The 18,731-nt window shown below is 76.2% G+C and carries 11 protein-coding genes and 1 pseudogene; 5 read left to right on the top strand and 7 right to left on the bottom strand.

Annotated elements, in window-relative coordinates:
- Window positions 1–18 precede the first annotated feature (18 nt).
- From ACIA6B_RS29575 to ACIA6B_RS29550, 6 genes are all read right to left on the bottom strand, one after another.
- On the bottom strand, window positions 19–2,373 hold the full coding sequence (locus tag ACIA6B_RS29575; protein WP_396778341.1) for an amino acid adenylation domain-containing protein: 2,355 nt from the start codon (window positions 2,371–2,373) through the stop codon (window positions 19–21).
- Entirely contained in the window at window positions 2,370–3,731 is a 1,362-nt protein-coding gene (locus ACIA6B_RS29570) for a DUF6002 family protein (protein WP_396778339.1), read from the bottom strand. The genes ACIA6B_RS29575 and ACIA6B_RS29570 overlap by 4 nt, the downstream gene beginning before the upstream one ends.
- Entirely contained in the window at window positions 3,722–4,891 is a 1,170-nt protein-coding gene (locus ACIA6B_RS29565; RefSeq protein WP_396778337.1) for a potassium transporter TrkA, read from the bottom strand. The genes ACIA6B_RS29570 and ACIA6B_RS29565 overlap by 10 nt, the downstream gene beginning before the upstream one ends.
- Entirely contained in the window at window positions 4,872–7,499 is a 2,628-nt protein-coding gene (locus ACIA6B_RS29560) for an amino acid adenylation domain-containing protein (RefSeq protein WP_396778395.1), read from the bottom strand. Before ACIA6B_RS29560 ends, ACIA6B_RS29565 begins: the two co-directional genes overlap by 20 nt.
- Before the next feature lie 5 nt (window positions 7,500–7,504).
- Window positions 7,505–8,512, bottom strand: coding sequence for a class I SAM-dependent methyltransferase (locus ACIA6B_RS29555; RefSeq protein ID WP_396778335.1), 1,008 nt, complete (start codon window positions 8,510–8,512; stop codon window positions 7,505–7,507).
- A 140-nt stretch (window positions 8,513–8,652) separates the two neighbouring features.
- Entirely contained in the window at window positions 8,653–9,444 is a 792-nt protein-coding gene (locus ACIA6B_RS29550) for a thioesterase II family protein (RefSeq protein ID WP_396778333.1), read from the bottom strand.
- 112 nt (window positions 9,445–9,556) lie between these two features.
- On the opposite strand from ACIA6B_RS29550, the gene ACIA6B_RS29545 reads away from it, so the two are divergent.
- The gene (locus ACIA6B_RS29545; RefSeq protein ID WP_396778394.1) at window positions 9,557–9,775 is read left to right on the top strand and encodes an FXSXX-COOH protein; all 219 of its coding nucleotides are present in this window, start codon (window positions 9,557–9,559) and stop codon (window positions 9,773–9,775) included.
- 29 nt (window positions 9,776–9,804) lie between these two features.
- On the top strand, window positions 9,805–12,171 hold the full coding sequence (locus ACIA6B_RS29540) for an FxsB family cyclophane-forming radical SAM/SPASM peptide maturase (RefSeq protein WP_396778392.1): 2,367 nt from the start codon (window positions 9,805–9,807) through the stop codon (window positions 12,169–12,171).
- Window positions 12,172–12,290: 119 nt separating this feature from the next.
- Here ACIA6B_RS29540 and ACIA6B_RS29535 read toward each other — a convergent pair whose 3' ends face one another.
- Window positions 12,291–14,564 carry a tetratricopeptide repeat protein gene (locus tag ACIA6B_RS29535; RefSeq protein WP_396778331.1) on the bottom strand — a complete coding sequence of 758 codons (2,274 nt, stop codon included), beginning with the start codon at window positions 14,562–14,564 and terminating at the stop codon, window positions 12,291–12,293.
- Between the two features lie 193 nt (window positions 14,565–14,757).
- Here ACIA6B_RS29535 and ACIA6B_RS29530 point away from each other — a divergent pair, with 193 nt between their 5' ends.
- The 3 genes and pseudogenes from ACIA6B_RS29530 (at window position 14,758) to ACIA6B_RS29520 (ending at window position 18,615) form a co-directional block, all read left to right on the top strand.
- Window positions 14,758–15,594, top strand: coding sequence for an aminoglycoside N(3)-acetyltransferase (locus ACIA6B_RS29530; RefSeq protein WP_396778329.1), 837 nt, complete (start codon window positions 14,758–14,760; stop codon window positions 15,592–15,594).
- Window positions 15,591–17,675: pseudogene (locus ACIA6B_RS29525) on the top strand (KGGVGR-motif variant AAA ATPase); the annotation flags it as partial. The gene ACIA6B_RS29530 and the pseudogene ACIA6B_RS29525, both read left to right, overlap by 4 nt.
- Before the next feature lie 136 nt (window positions 17,676–17,811).
- Complete coding sequence (locus ACIA6B_RS29520; RefSeq protein ID WP_396778327.1) at window positions 17,812–18,615, top strand: DUF1206 domain-containing protein; 804 nt, start codon at window positions 17,812–17,814, stop codon at window positions 18,613–18,615.
- The last annotated feature ends 116 nt before the right edge of the window (window positions 18,616–18,731 follow it).

Genomic DNA, 18,731 nt, shown 5'->3' with positions numbered 1-18,731 from the left:
GCGCTGCGTTCCTCGCGCTCACGGTTCCCCCTCCCCCGGGCCGCCGCCCCGCGCGGCCCGGCGCCGCGCCATCCGGCGGCCGACCGCCGCCAGGCGACCGTCCTCCGGCACGCCGACCGCGCTGCCCGCCGCCAGGTGCGCGGCCAGCGACGCCACCGTCGGGAACTCCACCAGCCGGGCCAGCGGCACCCGCCGCCCGAGCTGTTCCTCCAGGTGCTGCTGCACCAGGGCGAGCTGGAGCGAGTGGCCGCCCGCGGCGAAGAAGTTCACCCGCCGGTCCACGGTGGGCAGTCCCAGCACCGCGCGCCAGCCCGCCGCGATGGTCTCCTCGACCGGCCCCGACGGCGGCCCACCGCTCGGGCCGTCGACCTCCGTGTCCGGGTCGGGCAGGGCGGCCGGGTCGAGCTTGCCGGTCGGGCCGGTCGGCAGGTCCGGCACCGGCACCACGGCCCGGGGCACCATGAAGTCCGGCAGCACCGCCGCCAGCCGCTCCCGCAGCTCCGTCGGCCGCGGGTGCGCCCCGCCGGCCGGCACGACGTACCCGATGATCTCCTGCTCGCCGGCGCCGGCCGCGCCACGCCGCGCCACCACGGCCGCCCGGCCCACCCCGGGCAGCCCGGCCAGGTGGGCCTCGACCTCGCCCAGCTCCACCCGGTAGCCGCGGATCTTCACCATCCGGTCGCTGCGGCTGAGGAAGACAAGCGTCCCGTCGGGCAGCCGCCGGGCGACGTCCCCGGTCCGGTACGCCCGCACCCCGTCGAGCGTGGTGAACCGGGCCGCCGTCAGCTCCGGCAGCCCCAGGTAACCGAGCGCGACGTGCGGGGTGCGCACGACGACCTCGCCGGTCCGGCAGGTGGGGCGCCCGGCCGGGTCGGTCAGCACCACCTCGACGCCCGGCAGCGGGTGCCCGATCGGCACCACGGCCCGCTCCGGTCGGGCGTCGGGCGGCAGGTGGTGCTGCGTGGCGAAGCTGATCTCGGTGGTGCCGTACCCGTTGACGAACACCACGCCCGGCGCGAACGACCGCCGGGCCAGCGTCACGTCGTGCCGGGTGACCTCCTCGCCGCCGAGCAGCACCGCCCGGACCGACGGCAGCCGCCCGCCGTCGCCCAGGCTCGCCACCAGGTAGCGGTAGACGGTGGGGGTGGAGTGGTAGACCGTGACGCCCCGGTCGGCGAGCGCGCCGGCCAGGTGACCGAGGCCGTGCGCCCGCACGTCGACGGGGACCGCGGCGGCGCCGGACAGCAGCGCGGCGAACGTGTCGGTGACCGCCATGTCGTAGCCGAACGAGGTGAGCACGCTGGTGCGGTCGTCCGGCCGGACGGCGAAGTTGCGCACGTGGTTGCGGATGCCGAACAGCACGTTGCGGTGGCTCTGCACCACCCCCTTCGGCCGCCCGGTCGACCCGGAGGTGTAGAGCACGTACGCCGGGTCGTCCGGTCGCGCCGGGCCGGGCGGCACCGGCGGGCCGGACCCGGGAACGCCCGGTCGCAGCGGCACCACGGCCAGCGCCGGCAGCCCGGCGTCGGCGGCCAGCGTGGCGGCGAGCCGCGCGTGTGCGGCGTCGGTGACGACGGCCCGCACCCCGGCGTCGCGCATCATGCCGGCCAGCCGGACGGTCGGGAACACGGGGTCCAGCGGCACGTACGCCGACCCGGACGCCAGCGCCGCGAGGATCCCGGTGATCGTGGCGACGCCGTGGCGGCACAGCACCGCCACCGGCGCGGGCGGCGTCGCGGGGTCGCCCGGCCCGGTCAGCGCCGCCGCGGTCGCGGTCACCGCCGCGCCGAGGTCGCGGTAGGTCACCGTCGCGTCGTCGGCGAGCACCGCCACCCGGTCCGGGTGCGCGGCGACCACCGCGGCGAACGCGGCGGGGATCGTCTCCCCGCGTACGGCGTCGGCCTCGGTGCCGTCGCCCCCGTGCAGCCGGCCCAGGTCGGGCGCCGGACGCCGCTCGTAGCGGGCCGCGCGCAGCACGTCGGCCGACGACGCGTCCGGGTCGAGCGCGGACAGCAACTCCACCAGGTCGGCGTGCAGGTCGTCGGCGTAGTCGTCGGGCAGCCCGGTCAGCGTGCCGGCGCGCAGGTCGGGGTCGATCCGGACGACCGCGTCGGGGGTGACGCCGGGTGGCGCCGGGCGCACCGCGCGCCACAGTTGGCGGATCGGGGCGTCGACGGTCAGGTCCAGCGTCACCGGCTCGTCGCCGTGGCCCAGCGTGACCACCTGGGCGCCGGTGTACCGGCGGACCAGCAGCGCGGTCGCGGCGAGGATCACGGTGGCCGGCTCGACCCCGGCGGTCCGGGCCCGCGCGACGAGCCGCGCGGCCGGTCCGGCGGGCAGGCCGAGCGGGTGGGCGGCCGGCGTCGGGCTCACCGCCGGCCCACGACGGCCGCCGCCACGTCGGCGACGGTGGACACCTCGGCGTCCGCGTCGGCGACCGGGAAGTCGTCGGCGTAGCTGCCGGTGCCGTGCACCACGATGTCGTGTCCGGCCGGCACCAGGCCCCGGTCGACGGCGTTGCCGACGCCGGTCAACGCCATCACGATGGACCACTCCCGCAGCCGTCCCGGCTCGGCCGGCAGCACGAGCCCGGCGTCGGCCAGCTGTGCCCGGGCCGCCGGGTAGCGCTCGACGCACTCGCGCCGCGACACCACGATGCCGTCGCCGCCGTGCCGGTCGATCAGCGCGTTCATCGCCGGGGAGGTCACCGGGCGGTGGGTGTAGAAGGTCGGGTCGAGCACCTCGGCCGGATCGTCGGTGACGGCCGGGAAGCGCGGGTCCTTGTCCTGCGTCCAGGCGTCCAGGCTCTCGTCGTGGGTCCAGGTCGGGACGTTGTCCCGCGCGAACGAGCCGTGGCGCAGGCTGAGCACCATGTCGGGCGTGCCGAGGTGCTGCACGAGCAGGAAACCGGGCCGGTCGTCCGGGTCGGCCCGGCCGGCCGTCTCCAGCACGTCGCGGCCCAGGTTGTAGCCGAGCAGGCCGAACGCGCTGGAGACGGCGTGGGCGTGCCAGCGGGCGGGGGCCCCGCCGGTCGGGGCGACGTCGGCCTCGAACGCGGCCCGGGCCGCGTCGGCCACCAGGTAGTTCTTCAGGTCGAGCGTGTACCAGAGCGTGACGCCGTGCTCGTCGTGCAGCCGGGCGGCGTACGCGTCGACGAACGCGCGGCCGAGCGCCTTCACGCCCTCCGGGTCGTCGCCGGTGTAGCGCAGCAGCGGGTTGAGCCGGCGGGCGACCGGATCGGCGGCGAGCGCGTCGTGGCGGAACTTGTGCCGGGTCGCCCGCGGCGCGAGCACCACGATGGCGAGTTGCTCGGGCGTGACCAGCCCGGCCGCGTAGGCGCGGGCCACCGCGTCGCGCAGCGCGACACCCTTGTTGGCGGAGGTCGGGGTGACGATGCGCAGTCGGTCGCCGGTACGCCGGATGTGCTCCACCGCGCGGGCGACGATCACCAGGGACGCGAACGTCTTGGTGGTCCGGGTGCCCGGGTTGCCGGTCAGGTCGAGCAGGTGGAGGCGGTGGCCGCCGTACTCGCCGAGCGGGGCCCAGCGCACCGTCGCGGCGGCGTAGAAGTCGCGCACGGCCGGGGTCAGCTCGGGCAGGTCGAAGCCGGGCGCGAAGCCGGGCGTGCCGGGGGCGTCGCCGGGGACCGCGCCGCACCGCCGCACCGCCGCGGCGATGACCTCCTGGTAGTCGGTGATCAGGTTGCGGGTGGTCGGGGCGGTCACGGACATCGGGCTTCCTCCCACACACTCCGGGCACGGGCCGGCGCCGGCGGCACCGTTCGCAGGTGGTCACGCAGGGCGGTGAACCGGGCGAAGACCTCCGGCAGCTCTTCGGCGTGCCAACCGTCGGCCAGATCCGGCCGGTACGCCGCCAGCGCCGCCCGGGCCCGCTCCGGGTAGCGCACGTGGCCGTCGTCGACCTCGACGCCGTCGCGGCGCCCGGCGGCGGTGTTCCACGCCGACGCGTGCGCCACGTCGACGCCGGCCGGCAGGCGCAGTTCGGCCCGGCCGGCGCGCAGTCGGACCGGATAGCCGCCCGGCAGGCCCAGCGGACCGGGCAGGTTCGCCACCACCTCGTCCACCCCGGCGGCCAGCGCCGCCACCACGGCGGCCCCGGCGTGCCCGGCCAGCGCGTTCAACTCCGGGCGGGGCAGGGCGCGGTAGCCGGCGAGCAGCGTCGTGACGTCCGGGACCTCCCGGCCGTCCAGCCAGGCGCGCACCTCGGCGGTGTCGTCGGCGGCGGCCGGGGCGGGTGCCGCGAGGTGGGCGTGGTGGCCGAGCACGGCCAACCGCCGGGGCCCGGGGCCGCCCAGCGCGGCGTCCAGGCAGGCGGCCAGCGTCGCCACGTTGCCGATGCCGCAGAGCACCGGCCGGCCCGCCGCGGCCAGCAGCGGGTTGACCGCGTCCGGGAAGGCGGCGTTCACCAGCGACGCGTCCGGCGCGCCGGCGGCCAGCGCGACGGCCAGCCGGGACACCAGCTCGGCCTGCAACGCCAGCGTCACCCCGAACCCGGCGGCGGTGACCAGTTCCGTCCAGGCCGACGGCGCGTGCGTCCGCTCGTACGGCGACTGGGCCGACGCGGCGCAGACCAGCACGTCGGGCCGGAGCCGGGCCATCGACGCGGCGTCGGCGGCGTACCCGGTCCCGGGGTCGGTGGTGGCCGGGGTGAACGGCCGGGCGGTGAACCCGACGGCGGCGCCGGCGACCGTGGCCCGCACCTGCGCGGCCCGGGCCAGCCGGTCCGCCGCGGCCGGGTCGCGGGCCAGCACGGTCACCCGGAGCCGGACGGGGGTGGGGATCGCGGCCAGGGAGTCGCAGAGCGCGCGGGCGAGCCGGCCGCCGCCCACCACGACGACGTGCCGGGACGCGTCACCGGGCGGCGCGGACATCGCGTCCCCCCTCGGTGACCCGGGTCAGCCAGTCGGCGAACGACCCGGCGCGCAGGCAGCCCGCCGGGCTGACCTCCAGGCCGGCCATCTCGCGCACCCGCACCGCCACCCGCAGCGCGGTCAGCGAGTGCCCGCCGAGGGCGAGGAAGTTGTCGTCGTCGTGGACCGCGTCGACGCCGAGCGTGACCCGCCACGCCTCGCGCAGCCGGTCGGTGAGCACGCCGCCCGGTTCGGCGGCGAGGCCCGCCCGCGACCGGGGTGGCGGCGGCAGCTCCCGCCGCGCCACCTTGCCGTTGGGCAGCCGGGGCAGGTGGTCGACGAGGACGATCTGGTCCGGGCGCATCGCCGGCGGCAGCGCCGACGCCAGGTAGCCCTGGAGCTGGGCGGTGGTCAGCAGCTGGTCGGCGGGCTCGGCCCAGGGCGAGCCCGCCGGCGGCTGCTCCCCCGACCGCACCGCGTAGAGGTAGCTGACGTCGGCGTCGGCGCCGACGTTCCAGTCGCCGATCTCGTGCACGGTGAACCCGGCCGCCGACAGCAGTTCCCGCGCCGGTGGCGCGGTGACGCTGCTGCGCTCGACCTCCAGGCACACCTGGCGGACGCGGGGCCAGTGCTCCGGGCGCATCCCGCGCAGCACGCTCAGCTCGGCGCCCTCCACGTTGACCTTCAGCAGGTCGACCCGGTCGAGCGCGAACCGGTCCAGCAGCTCGGACAGGGTCACCGTCGGCACGACGTGCGCCACCGGGGTCAGCCGGCGGCGCGCGTCCGCCAGCAGCGCGGCCCGCTCGGCGTCGTCGGCGGCGCCGCCGTCGTCGTGCCGGTAGTGCGACCGGACCAGCTCCGACGCCGCGCCGGTCCGGTCGGCGCCGAGGCCGGACAGGTAGCTCAGCTCCGGAAACGAGATCAGCTCGGCGGTGCCGGCGACGTCGGTCACCGCCGCCTCGACGACGGACGCCGACGCGGCGTAGAGGCCCAGGTTGGCCCGCAGGTACGGCAGCGTGTCCGGATTCGGTTCGACCGCGACCAGGCGTACGTCGCGGGCCTGCCGGGTCGCCCAGAGCGCGAACAGGCCGATGTTGGCGCCCACGTCCACGACGACCGCGCCGTCACCGAGGCGGACGCCGAACCGGGAGTACTCCGCGTGGTCGAAGATCTGCCGGAAGAGGAAGACCGCCTCGTCGGGCGAGGCGGCGGTCACCGCCATGCCGTTGGGCAGCCGGAACCGGGGCAGCCCACCGACCGTCGGAGCGCGTCTCGGCCGGGGCACGACGTAGCCGACCAGGCGCGGCCCGGCGTCGGCGTCGGGCACGGTCACCACCACCGCGTCGTGCACCGCGGGATGCTCGCGCAGCACGGCCGCGACCTCGCCCGGTTCCACCCGCACGCCCCGGACCTTGACCTGGTCGTCGACCCGGCCCCGGAACTCCAGGAACCCCTGCGGCGCGACCCGCACCAGGTCGCCGGTGCGGTAGAGCCGGCCGCCCGGCCGCTCCGGGTCGGGCCGGAAACGTTCCGCGGTGAGCGCGTCGTCGCCCAGGTAGCCCAGGCCGACCGCCACCCCGCCGAGCCACAGCTCACCGGTGTCCCCGTCGGCGACCGGCCGGCCCGCCTCGTCGCGCACGTGGGCGACCACGCCGTCGACGAGCCGGCCGATCGGGGCGATGCTGCCCGCGTACGGCTCCGCGCAGTCCCAGTAGGACACGTTGATCGAGGTCTCGCTCGGGCCGTACCCGTTGAACAGCCCGCACGGCAGCACCTCCCGCAGCCGCCGGACCAGCCGCATGTCGAGCGCCTCACCGCCGCACAGCACCCGCCGCAGCGTCCCGCAGCCGGCGAACTCCGGCTCGTCCAGCACGTGCCGCAGCATGGTCGGCACGAAGTGCGCGGTGGTGACCGCCTCCCGCCGGATCAGCCGGACCAGGCCGAGGCTGTCGAACGGCAGCCCCGGACCGGCGAGGACCACGACGCCGCCCGCGACCAGCGGGGCGAAGATCTCGTGCACCGACGCGTCGAACCCGATCGACGCCTTGTGCAGCACCCGGTCCTCGGCGGTGAAGCCGAACCGGTCGTGGCCCCAGGCCAGCCGGTTGACCAGCCCGGCGTGGTGCAGCACCACCCCCTTCGGCCGGCCGGTGGAACCCGAGGTGAACAACACCAGCGCGGCCTGTTGCGCGGGCGGCGCCCACCCCGCGCGGTCCGGCGGGTCGAGGCCCGCCCCCACCCCGGCGGTACGCACGTCGCGCCAGAGCGTGCCCGCCGGTACCGCCACCGTCGCGGGCCGGTCCGCGTGGAGCACGACGCGCGGGGCGGCCAGGGCGAGCATCTGCTCGGCCCGGCCGGAGGGCAGCTCGGGATCGACCGGGACCGCGACCGCGCCCGAGCGGAGCGTCCCCAGCAGCGCCGTCACGTAGTCGGCGGACCGGTGCAGGTGCAGGCCGACCCGGTCGCCCGGCCGGACGCCGGCCCGGCGCAGCAGTTCCGTCGTCGCGTCGGCCCGCTCCCACAGTCGCGCGTAGCTCAGCTCGCCGTCGGGGGCGACGACCGCGATCCGGTCGGCGTCCGGGCCGGTGGGCCGGTGCACCAGATCGGGCAGGTAGCGCGGATCGGACATGGTGGTCACGCCGTCCTGGTCGCGGTCGCGACGATCGCCATCCGGGGCACCTCGGCGACGAACTGCCCGTCGGCCCGGTGGACCACCGGCCGGACCGGGACGCCGTCCCGACCGCCGATCGCGGCCAGGTAGCCGGTGTGGTCGAAGTGGTCGGTGAGCAACCGCCACACCGCGTCGTCGCCGATCGTCGCGAAGAAGTCCCGGACGCCGTACATGTCGCCGACGTAGTCGCGCATCCCGGCGTACGCGGCCTGCTCGGTGTCGGCGCGCACGATCAGCGGGTCGTACAGGTCGACGACGCGCACCGGCAGGTCGGCGTCGGCGAACAGGCCGACCAGCTCCGCGCGGGTGAAGTGCCGGTAGTCGTGGCCGCCGGCGGCGTGCGGATGCACCACCTCGGCGAAGAACCCGGCCATCGGGCTGGACTCGTCGAAGTCGTGCAGCACGATCCGGCCGCCGGGGCGGACCACCCGGGCCGCCTCCGCCACCGCCGGTGCCCGCCGGTGCGCCGGGATGTGGTGGGTGCCGTACGCCAGCAGCACCGCGTCCACGCTGCCGTCGCGCAGGAAGAGGAAGTGCGCGGCCTGGCGGACGGCGGGCAGGCCGTGCGCGAGCGCCCGGTCGACCATGTGGCCGGACACGTCACCGGTGACGAACGCCAGTTTGGACTCGAAGCAGGCGGACTGGCTGCTCGCGGCGCGGGCCACGGTGCCGTCGCCGCCGAGCACGTCCAGGATCAGGGTGACCGGCTCGGCGTCCGCCGGGGTGGCCAGCTCCAGCAGGCGCCGCATCCCGGTCCAGCGCACCAGCGTGTCGCGCTGGGCCCGGCGGTACGAGTCGCCCCGGCCGGTGGAGTCGGTGTCGAACTCGCTCACCGTGGCGGCCAGCTCGGCCAGCGCCTCGGCCGCGCCCGGCCGCCCGAAGTCGAGCATCCCGCGCAGGTGGGGGTGGAGGGTCGCCACCGCGTGCAGGTAGTCGCGCAGGACCAGGGACGGCAGGTACGGCCGGCTCATCAGCACCTCGGCGCGCTACGGTGTGCCGCCTCACCAGCGGCGTTCCTCGACGAAGGAATGGCGAACTCTAGCACCGCGTCTCGTCGGTCCACCATGTCCGCCGGCCGGCTTCGTGGAAGCCCCCGCGGACCGATGGGTCCTTACCGGTCCTTTGTCGCGGAATGCGCCGGAGCGGTGTGACAGGTGACGATGCGTCGCATCAGGTCCAGGATCTCCGCCCGGTGCTCGGCCAGGAAGAAGTGCCCTCCGGCGTACACGTGGACCCGCGGCGGGGCCGCGCAGTCCCGCGCCCACCCGGCCGCCCGGTCCGGGTCGACGTGCTCGTCACGGTCGCCGAGCAGCACGTGCACCGGCAGCTCCAGCGGCGGTCCGGGACGGTAGGCGTACCGCTCGGACAGGGCGAAGTCGGCCCGGATCCCGGGCAGGATCAGCTCCATCAGCTCCCGGTCGGCCAGCAGCGCGGCCGACGTGACCCCGAAGTCGCGCAGCGCCTCGATCAGGTCGGTGTCGTCGAGCTCGTGGCAGCGCCGCGCCACCCGCCGGGTCTGCGGCCCCTCGGCGCCGCTGACCAGCAACGCCAGCGGATCGGGCCCGCCCCGGCGACGCAGCTCCCGGGTCACCTCGAACGCCACCAGCGCGCCCAGGCTGTGCCCGAACAGCAGGAACGGCCCCGACGCCCGCTCGGTGACCGCCGTCGTCAGCTCCGCCACCAGCTCGCTCAGATCGTCGACGGGTGGTTCGTGCAACCGGGCACCCCGGGCCGGCAACTGCGCGACCCGCACCGACAGCTCCGGCGGGGCCGCCTCCTGCCAGGGCGTGAACGACGCGGCGATGCCACCGGCGTACGGGAAGACGAACACCTCGGCCCCGCCGGCCGTCCCGGTCGCCGACTCGAACCAGCGGTCGGCGCCGCCCGCGCTCCCCAGGGACATGACCACGAGCATAGACACGACCGCGTCGCCGGCGTCCGCGCCCAGCGGACGCCGGGAAGTGACGGCGGCGACCGGGGTCAACCCGGGGCGCGTGCCGTAGACTCATCGACAGATGTCACCGGCTGCGGTCCAGCCGGCCCAGCCGACCGACCAGTCCGATGGGGGGACTCACGTGGATCGCCCGACGACCACCGCTCCGCTGGCCGATCTCCGACGCACTCCGCTCGGCCAGATCCCGCTCTCCCGGGCCCGTGCCGTGGCACTGTCCGACACCCGCGACACGGACCAGCCGGCCCGCGTCGACGTCGCCGCCTTCGGCTCCTCGATCTGACGCCGCCGAGCCCGCGCCGCCCGACGCCCCTGAGCCAGTACGTTCTCAAGATCGTCAGTCGGTGCGACCTGTCCTGCGACCACTGCTACGTCTACGAGCACGCCGACCAGTCCTGGCGTCGGCAGCCGCACACCATGTCGCCGCGGACGGTGGCGGCGGCGGGCCGGCGCATCGCGGAGCACGCCACCGCGCACCGGCTCGACGTCGTGCGGGTCGTGCTGCACGGCGGTGAGCCGCTGCTGGCCGGGGCGGCCGGGCTCGCCGCCGTGGCGAACGAGCTGCGCCGCCGACTCGACCCGGTGACCCGGCTGGACCTGCGGATGCAGTCCAACGGGGTGCTGCTCACCGAGGAGATCGCCGAGGTGCTGGTCACCCACAGCGTGGCGGTCGGCATCTCGCTCGACGGCGACCGCGCGGCCAACGACCGGCACCGCCGCTACGCCAACGGGGCGAGCAGCCACGAGCGGGTGCTCCGGGCCCTCGCGTTGCTGCGCCGCCCGGAGTACCGGCCGAGCTTCGCCGGGCTGTTGTGCACCGTCGACCTCGCCAACGAACCGGTGTCGGTCTACCGGGCGCTGCTCGCCGAGGACCCGCCGCAGATCGACTTCCTGCTGCCGCACGCCAACTGGGACCGCCCACCGCCACGACCGTCCGGCGCCGCCACCCCGTACGCCGACTGGCTGCTCGCGGTGCACCGGGCCTGGACGGCCGACGGGCGCCCGGTGCCGATCCGCCTGCTGGACTCGTTGCTCGCCACGGCGGCCGGCGGTACGACCCGCACCGAGGCGGTCGGGCTGGCCGCCGCCGACCTCGCGGTGATCGAGACCGACGGCAGCTACGAGCAGGTCGACTCGCTGAAGTCGGCGTACGACGGCGCGCCCGCCACCGGCCTGGACGTCTTCCGGCATCCGGTGGACGCGGTCGCCGCGCACCCGATGATCGCGGTCCGGCAGAGCGGCCTGGACGGCCTCTGCGCGACCTGTCGGGCCTGTCCCGTGGTGCGGCGGTGCGGCGGCGGGCTGTTCGCCCACCGCTTCCGCGCCGGCAGCGGCTTCGACAACCCGTCTGTGTACTGCCCCGACCTGCTCTATCTGGTCCACGGCGTGTCGGGCGGCCCGGACGCGCCGGCCGACACCGGTGCGGAGCCGGACGTGCTGGATCCGGCGGTGCTCGACGACCTCGGCACCGGGTACGGCACCGAGACCTCCGTCCGCCAGCTCACCGAGGTGCACCTGGCCAAGACCCGCGCGCTGCTGGTCGCGCTCAGCCCGGCGACGGCCGGGCACCCGTTCGCCGGGCCCGCCTGGGACCGCATGGTCGAGCTGGACGTCACCGCTCCGGCGGCCGTGGCCGACGTGCTGGGCCACCCGTTCGTCCGCCGGTGGGCGCACCGGTGCGTCCGGACGCCGGCGCTGGCCGACCTCGGCCGGCTCGCCGCGGTGGCCGCCGCGGCGGCGATCCGCGCCGGCGTCCCGGGCGACCTCGACGTGCCGCTGCGCGACGGCGTGCTCAGCCTCCCCACCCTGGGCGCGCTCCACTGGCCGGACGCGACCGGCCCGGTCACCGTCACCGCGGTGGCCGGCGGCTTTCGGGCTCGCGCCGGCGGCCGGACGGTCACCGTGCCGGTCGGTGGCGTCCCGCTCCCGCCGGAACCGCTCGGGGTCGACGCCCCGTCGGGTGGTCCGGTTCGGCTCCGGCCGGAGCCGGCCGGGTCAGGCGAGCCGCCGCGCGGCGCGGCGCCGCCGCCCGGGTGGCGGCCGGCGCGCCGGACCGAGGATCCCGCCGTGCTGATCGAGGACCTCGATCCGTACCGCGACAGCTACCAGGACCTGCCGGTGGCGCCCCGGCTCAGCCCGGTCGCCGCCGTCCGGTGGGCCGCCCAGCTCACCGCCGCGGTGCGGCGGATCGACACCACGGCCGGCGGGTACGCCCCGGGCGTACGGGGGCTGCTGCGGGCGGTCGTGCCGCTGCGGCCGGACCGGCGAGGTCGGCACCGCAGCGCCACCGCCGCGTCCGCCTTCGGCGCGGTCGCGATCACCCCGGTGCCCGACGACGCCGCCCTGGCCGAGCTGCTCGTGCACGAGGTGCAGCACCTCAAGCTCGCCGGGTTGCTGGACGTGTGCGAGTTGGTCGACCGGGACGACACGCGGCTGCTCACCGTGCCGTGGCGGGCGGACCCGCGCCCGGTCGAAGGGGTGCTGCACGGCACGTACGCCCACCTGGCGGTCGCGGACGTGTGGCGTCGACGCCCGGGCCCGGAGGCTGCCGCACGCCACCGCCGCTACCGCGACTGGACCCTCGACGCGCTCGACGCGCTGCACGGCCTGGGGGTCCTGACCGCGGCCGGCCGGCGGTTCACCGCCGGGATGCGTGCCACGCTGCACGGCTGGTCGTGACCGTCGGGCGGGCGACGCCGCACGCGCGGATGCCAGGTGGGAGACGGCAACACGCAGGAGAACACGGTCCACTGACCACGCGACCGTCCACGACGCCCGCCGGAGCCGGCCGCCGCCGGTCAGTGGTCGGATCGCCGCCTGGTCTCGGCGGGCAGTTCGTCGATCTCGCCGCGCCAGTAGGCCAGGTTGTGGCGCGCGCTGCGGGTGTCCGGGTGGTCGGGACCGAGCACCCGTTCCCGGTCGGCCACCAGGCGCCGGAACAGGTCCGCCGCCTCGGCACGATCTCCGGCCGCGCCGGTCCAGCGGGCGATCTGGTACCGGGTCGCCAGGGTGTACGGATGATCCGGTCCCAGCACCCGGGTCCGGTCCCCGAGCAACTGCGCGAAGTCGGCGAGGGCGCCCGCCACGTCCCCGGAGAAGCCGCGCCACCGGGCGAGGCTGTGCCGGAAGTGGAAGGTGTCCGGATGGTCGGGACCCAACACCCGGATGCCGTCGACCACCAGCCCCCGGGTGGCCTCGGCGGCGCCCCGCGGGTCACCGGCGATCGCCTGCCAGCGGGCCACCAGGTGCCGGGCCACCAGCGTGTCGCGGTCGTCGGGGCCGAGGAGACGCAGGCGGTCGGCGAGCAGGTCCCGGAACGCCGACACCGCCCCGGGCGCGTCCCCGCTCTCCCCGCGCACGTAGGCGAGCCGCGAGCGTAGCCGCAGCGTGTCCACGTGCTCGGGACCGAAGACCCGACGGTAGACGGGCAGCAGGCGCTCGAAGGCCGCCAGGGCGCCCGGCGCGTCGCCGGCCTCGCCGCGCCACAACGCGTGCTGGAAGCGGGCGGCCAGGGTCTCGGGATGATCCGCGCCGAGCCGGCCCTCCCGCTCGCGGGCGAGTTCCTCGAAGGCGCGGGCGGCTTCGGCGAACTCGCCGGATTCGCCGCGCCAGTAGGCGATCTCGTAGCGGGTGTGCGACAGGAACGGGTGGTCCGGTCCGAGCTGGGCGGTGGCCGTCGCGTGCAGGTGTCCGAAGTAGCGGACCGCCGCGTCGACGCGACCGGCCCGCCCGATGCTGGTCCCCACGCGCAGCAGCAGCGGGTGCCCGCCGGTGCTGTCGTCGAGCAGGATTTGTCGGCGACGGGTCACCCCGTGGGCCGTCACGCTCGCGGCGTTGGCCCGCAGGAGCGCCACGAGGTCGTGGTCGCGTTCGTTGCCGGGCCACGCCTGGTACAGGGCGTCCGCCGCGACCCGGACCGTCTCGTCGAGTCGTTCCCCGAGCTGTTCCCGGGTGGCCCGCTGCACGAGGGCGTGCACCCGGACGGGACGGGGCGACCGGTAGGTGATCAGGCTGAGCCGGTCCAGGGCGTGCAGCGCGTCCCGCACCATGTCGGCGTCCACGGTCGACGACCGGGCGTCGGAGAGCCGGTCGAGGACCGGGCCGGTGGTGAGCACCGCCGCGGGCACGCCGTTGGGATCGAGCACGCTGAGGAGATCGAGCACCAGCCCGGCCAGGTCCACCGGGCGCAGCTGATTCGCCACCTCCACGGACATGGACCAGGTCGTGGCGATGGTCATCGACTGGTCGTCGGGGAGCAGGTCGCTCTCCGGCGTCAGATCCATCAGCCGGTGCCTGCGGTCGGCGAAACGCCGCCGGTAGGCGGCGCAGTCGAGACCACGATCGATCATGAACGCGGCTGCCTGCGCGAGCGCCAGCGGAAGGTGGCCGACATCCTCCGCCAACCGGGCTGCCGCCTCCGCGTCGGCGGCGAGCGGACCGAGCTTGCATTGCAGGTACCGCGTCGCCTCGGTGGGCGTGAAGAGTTCGACCATGGCGGTTTCCCGACTGTGTGAGGTCATCGCGGCGTCCCGACGTCGGGTGGTCAACAGGACCCGACCCACCGGCGAGGTCGGGGGCCACCAGCCTCGCAGGTCGCCCGGGGTGGCGACGTCGTCGAGCACGACCAGCCATCGCCGGTCCGTCCGCTGGAGCCAGGCGAGCAGCGCGACGGCCGCCCGCTCCCCCTCGTCGACCGTGGCGACGCCGACCGCGGCGGCGGCCCGCACGTAGGCGGCGACGACCCCGTCCCGGGTCGAGGCGGTCGCCCAGAGCAGGAGGTCGACCTCCCGCGCGGCCCACGCCGCGTGGGCCACCCTGGCTGCCGCCTGCGTCTTGCCCACTCCACCGAGCCCGGACAGGACGAGCGTCCCCGACGCCCCCTCGCGGCCGTGGACCAGCCGGCGGGCCTGGTAACAGTCCGCTTCGGCCGGCACCACCCCCACCTGGACCGGCCAGTCGACCGCCGGTGACCGGTGGTGGAAGTGGTTGTGCTGGACGTTACCGGAGCCGACCTGCACGCCCTGGCCGCTGCCGAGCCGAACACCCGCGGCCGGCTGCTCAACCTCGGTCATGGCCGCCGCCCAGGGGGATCACCGCACGGCTCCTTCGCGGACACCGGAGCGTTCGACTGGTGTTGGTAAACTCGCAGGTCCTTGTGGACACCGAAAGCTTACCCTCCGTGATCACGGCGCGGCAACACGTCGGATGTGTACGGCAGGTGCGCCGCGCCCGTGCGCTCCGGGGTGGTGCGGCAGGGTGGTGGGGATGACCGAGCCGATCGACCGCGCCGGGCTCGCTGCCGCGTTGCGGGCTGTCGGCCTGACCGAGGGTCGCCCCGTGCTGGTGCACGCGTCGTTGCGCCGGATCGGACCGGTGGTGGGGGGACCGGCCACGGTGCTCGCCGCGCTGCGCGACACGCTCGGGGAGGCCGGAACGGTCGTGGTGCCGGCGCAGACCGCCGGCAACTCGATCACCTCGCCGGCCTTTCGGGCCCGTACCGCCGGCCTGAGCGCGCGGGAGGTGACCGCGGTCGAGGCGTCCATCGCGCCGTTCCGCCCCGGACACAGCCCGTCGGAGGGCATGGGCGCGTTGGCGGAGCACGTCCGCCGGCAACCCGGCGCGCGGCGCAGCGGGCATCCTCAGACGTCGTTCGCCGCACTCGGTCCGGACGCCGCGACGGTGACCGGTGTCCACGACCTGGAGTGCCACCTCGGCGAGCGGTCCCCGCTCGGCGCCCTGTACGCCGCCGACGCCCTGGTCCTGTTGCTCGGCGTCGGCTACGCGGCCTGCACGGCGTTCCACCTCGCCGAGTACCGGCTCGCCCGGCGCCCGCCGAGGCGCCCGTACCGCTGCTACGTCCTCGACGACGCGGGCCGGCGGGTCCGGCGCGACTTCCACGGCCTCGCCCTGGACGACGCGGACTTCCCGCGGATCGGCGCGGCGATGGACGCCCTGCCGGCCGTCCGACGCGCGCCGGTGGGCGCCGGCACCGGGCGGCTGTTCGGAATCCGGGCGGCTGTCGATTTCGCCGGACGGTGGATGGGCGACCACCCACGGATGAGCGACCACCCACCGGAGCAGCGACGGGGGGAAGACCGATGACCGACGAGCGCGACGGCCAGATCGTCACCTTCTACTCGTACCAGGGCGGCACCGGGCGGACGATGGCGCTGGCCAACACCGCCTGGATCCTCGCCGCCAACGGCCAGCGGGTGCTCGTCGCCGACTGGGACCTGGAATCGCCGGGCCTGCACCGGTTCTACGCCCCGTTCCTCGACGCCGAGCAGGTCGCCTCCACCGGCGGCGTGCTGGACCTGATCCTCGAATGCGAGTGGGAGAGTTCGAGGAGGTCCACGGAGGCCGAGCACGCGGGGCGCTCCCCGGCGGCCTACCGGCCCGACAATTGGCACCGGCAGATGGCGAGGGTGCGGAAGCACGCCTTCCCGGTCGGCTGGGAGTTCCCCGGCGGCGGCAGCCTGGACCTGCTGCTCGCGGGCCGGCACAACCCGGACTACAGCAGCGGCGTCAGCGGTCTGGACTGGGACGACTTCTACGCCCGCCGGGGCGGGGCGCTCTTCTTCGACGCCCTGCGCGAGGACATGAAACGGCACTACGACTGGACGTTGCTCGACAGCCGCACCGGCGTCAGCGACGTCGCCGACATCTGCACCATCCATCTGCCGGACGTGCTGGTCGACTGTTTCACCCTGAGCGAGAGAGGCATCGACGGAGCCGCGTTCGTCGCCGCCCGGATCCGCGGCTTCGATGGGCGGCGGACCCGGCGGGTGCTGCCGGTGCCGATGCGGGTGGAGGAGGGGACCGGCCGGACGGAAGTCCGCCGGGCGCTGGCGATGCGGCGCTTCGCCGGCCTGCCGGGCGGGATGACCGACGCCGAGCGGCGGACGTACTGGCACACCGTCGGGGTCCCCTACCGGGCCTCCTACGCGTACGAGGAGACGCTGGCCACCTTCGGCGACCGTGCGGGCGGCGGAACCACGCTGCTGGCCGCGTACGAGACGCTGACCAGCTACCTCACCGACGGGCGGATCAGGGCGTTGCCCCCGATCGACGAGGCGCTGCGCCGCCGCACGCTGGCCCGGTTCACACCGGGGTCCGCCGTCGCCGACCAGCTCGTCGTGCTGCGGCACGACCCGGAGGACACCGCCTGGGCGGAGTGGGTGCGGGCCGTCCTGGCCGACGTCGGCCTGCCGGTGGTCGTCGCGGAGGTGGCCGAGCCGACGCCGGTACGGTCCGATGTCGTGACCCGCGAGGTCACCCTGGTCTCCCGGGCCCAGCGCACGGCCGGCGTCGGGTTGACCGTGCACGTGGACGACGGCACGCCGTCGCCGCAGGCGCCGCCCGGCAGCGGGGTCTCGCTGCACGGGCTGACCGCCGACGAGGCGGCCGAGCGGCTGCTGTGGCTGCTCGGGGTGGCCCGGCCGGCCGGGCACGAGCGTCCCGACGTGTCGACCGTCCGCTACCCGGCCAGCCCGGCCGTGGTGTTCAACCCGCCCAGCCGCAACCTGCGGTTCACCGGCCGGACGGAGCTGCTGCGCCGGCTGCGGGAGGAGCTGAGGGCCGCGGCCGGCGCCGGTCTCCCGGTGGTGCTGCGCGGCGGCCCGGGCATCGGCAAGACACAGCTCGCCATCGAGTACGCGCACCGCTTCCGCGGCGCGTACGACGTCGTCTGGTGGATCCCGGCGGACCCGCCCCGGTTCGTCGACGTGCGGCTGGCCGACCTCGGCGACGCGCTGGGGCTTCCCCGGCAGCCCACCGTCCCGGAGATGACCCGGGCGGTACGGCAGCGGCTCGGCCGGCCCGACGGCGGGCCACCGGAACGGTGGCTGCTGGTGTTCGACGGCGTCGACGACGTCGCGCACGTCCGCGACCACCTGCCGCGGGGCGCCGGGCACGTGCTGATCACCGGTCGCGACCCGGCCGGGGCGCACCCGGGCCGGACGCTGGACGTGGCGGCGTTCGAGCGGGCCGAGAGTGTGGCGCACCTGCGGGGCCGGGTCAGCGGCCTGTCGACCGCCGAGGCCGAGCAGATCGCCGACGCGGTCGAGAACGTGCCGAGCCTCGTGGCGATGGCCGGCGCGTGGCTGGCCGAGACCGGCGCCCCGGCGGCGTCGGTGATGTCCCGCCTCTCGCACCGGTCGGAGTCGCCGGAGCCGGGCCGGTGGTAGCCGACGCGCGTGCCGCCGGCCGGTGACGGACGACGCCTCGCGGCTTCGGCCCCGCGCGGCGGCCCGGCGTCCCACCCGGGCCCGCGTGCCTCGGCCACGTTTCGCCGGGGCCGCTACGGGTGAATGTCGGCGCATGTCATCGCTGTCCTCGCGGGCTCGCGGCACCGTTTCCCGCGCCGCCGACAATCCCACGCTGGAGCGTCTCACCCGGGCCGGCTTCGTCGGCTACGGCGTTCTGCACCTGCTCTTCGCCTGGGTGGTCGTCCGGGTGGCCTCGGGCGGCCCGGCCGCCGACGGCGACCAGTCGGGCGCCATGCAGGAGATCGCCGACGAGCCGTTCGGCCTGGTGCTCGTCGTGGCGATCGTCGTCGGGCTGGTGGCCATGGCGGTCTGGCAGGTGCTGGAGATGCTCCGGGAGCGCCGGCCGACCGAGCGGCTGGCGTCGGCCGGCCGGGCCGCGTTCTACCTCTACCTCGCGTTCAGCGGGGTGAAGGTGGCGCGCGGCAAGAAGTCGTCAAGCGCCGACACCCAGCAGGACACCGCCGAGGGCCTGCTCGCGTCGAGCGGCGGACGGCTCACCGTCCTCGTGGCGGGACTGGTCCTGGCCGGGCTCGGGGGATGGCTGGCGTTCGTCGGAGTCACCGGGCGCTTCGAGAAGCACCTGCGGGTCGGCGAGATGGCGGCGGCGACCCGGCGGCTGGTGCGCCGGCTCGGCACGGCGGGGTTCGTGGCCAAGGGGCTGGCGTACGGGATCGCCGGGGTGCTGTTCGTCCTGGCGGCGTGGCGGTACGAGCCGGACCGGGCGCGCGGGCTCGACGCGGCGCTGCGGACGCTGGCCGGCGAGCCCTACGGCACCGCGCTGCTGCTCGTGGTCGCGGCCGGGTTCGCGGCGTACGGGCTGTTCGCGGTGACCGAGGCGCGCTTCCGCAAGGTGTGAGCCGGGGCGGGGGGCGGCCCCCGGGGGGGGGGGCGGCCCCCCCCCCGGGGGGGCGCCGCCGCGGGGCCCCCCCCCCGGGGGGGTGGTGCGCTTTTCGGGACGAGGGCCCCGGGGGT

Origin of the sequence: Micromonospora sp. NPDC051141 (assembly GCF_044455765.1) — a bacterium.
In the GTDB taxonomy this organism is placed as follows: Bacteria; Actinomycetota; Actinomycetes; order Mycobacteriales; family Micromonosporaceae; genus Micromonospora.
The sequence above is the reverse complement of the archived record's forward strand: the minus strand, read 5'-3'. Positions and strand labels throughout refer to the sequence as shown.

Bases quoted from the DNA above. Each gene is read 5' to 3' on its own strand.
- ACIA6B_RS29570 (WP_396778339.1), bottom strand. From the start codon at position 3,731: ATGTCCGTGACCGCCCCGACCACCCGCAACCTGATCACCGACTACCAG.
- ACIA6B_RS29565 (WP_396778337.1), bottom strand. From the start codon at position 4,891: ATGTCCGCGCCGCCCGGTGACGCGTCCCGGCACGTCGTCGTGGTGGGC.
- ACIA6B_RS29560 (WP_396778395.1), bottom strand. From the start codon at position 7,499: ATGTCCGATCCGCGCTACCTGCCCGATCTGGTGCACCGGCCCACCGGC.
- ACIA6B_RS29555 (WP_396778335.1), bottom strand. From the start codon at position 8,512: ATGAGCCGGCCGTACCTGCCGTCCCTGGTCCTGCGCGACTACCTGCAC.
- ACIA6B_RS29550 (WP_396778333.1), bottom strand. From the start codon at position 9,444: ATGTCCCTGGGGAGCGCGGGCGGCGCCGACCGCTGGTTCGAGTCGGCG.
- ACIA6B_RS29545 (WP_396778394.1), top strand. From the start codon at position 9,557: ATGTCACCGGCTGCGGTCCAGCCGGCCCAGCCGACCGACCAGTCCGAT.
- ACIA6B_RS29535 (WP_396778331.1), bottom strand. From the start codon at position 14,564: ATGACCGAGGTTGAGCAGCCGGCCGCGGGTGTTCGGCTCGGCAGCGGC.
- ACIA6B_RS29530 (WP_396778329.1), top strand. From the start codon at position 14,758: ATGACCGAGCCGATCGACCGCGCCGGGCTCGCTGCCGCGTTGCGGGCT.
- ACIA6B_RS29520 (WP_396778327.1), top strand. From the start codon at position 17,812: ATGTCATCGCTGTCCTCGCGGGCTCGCGGCACCGTTTCCCGCGCCGCC.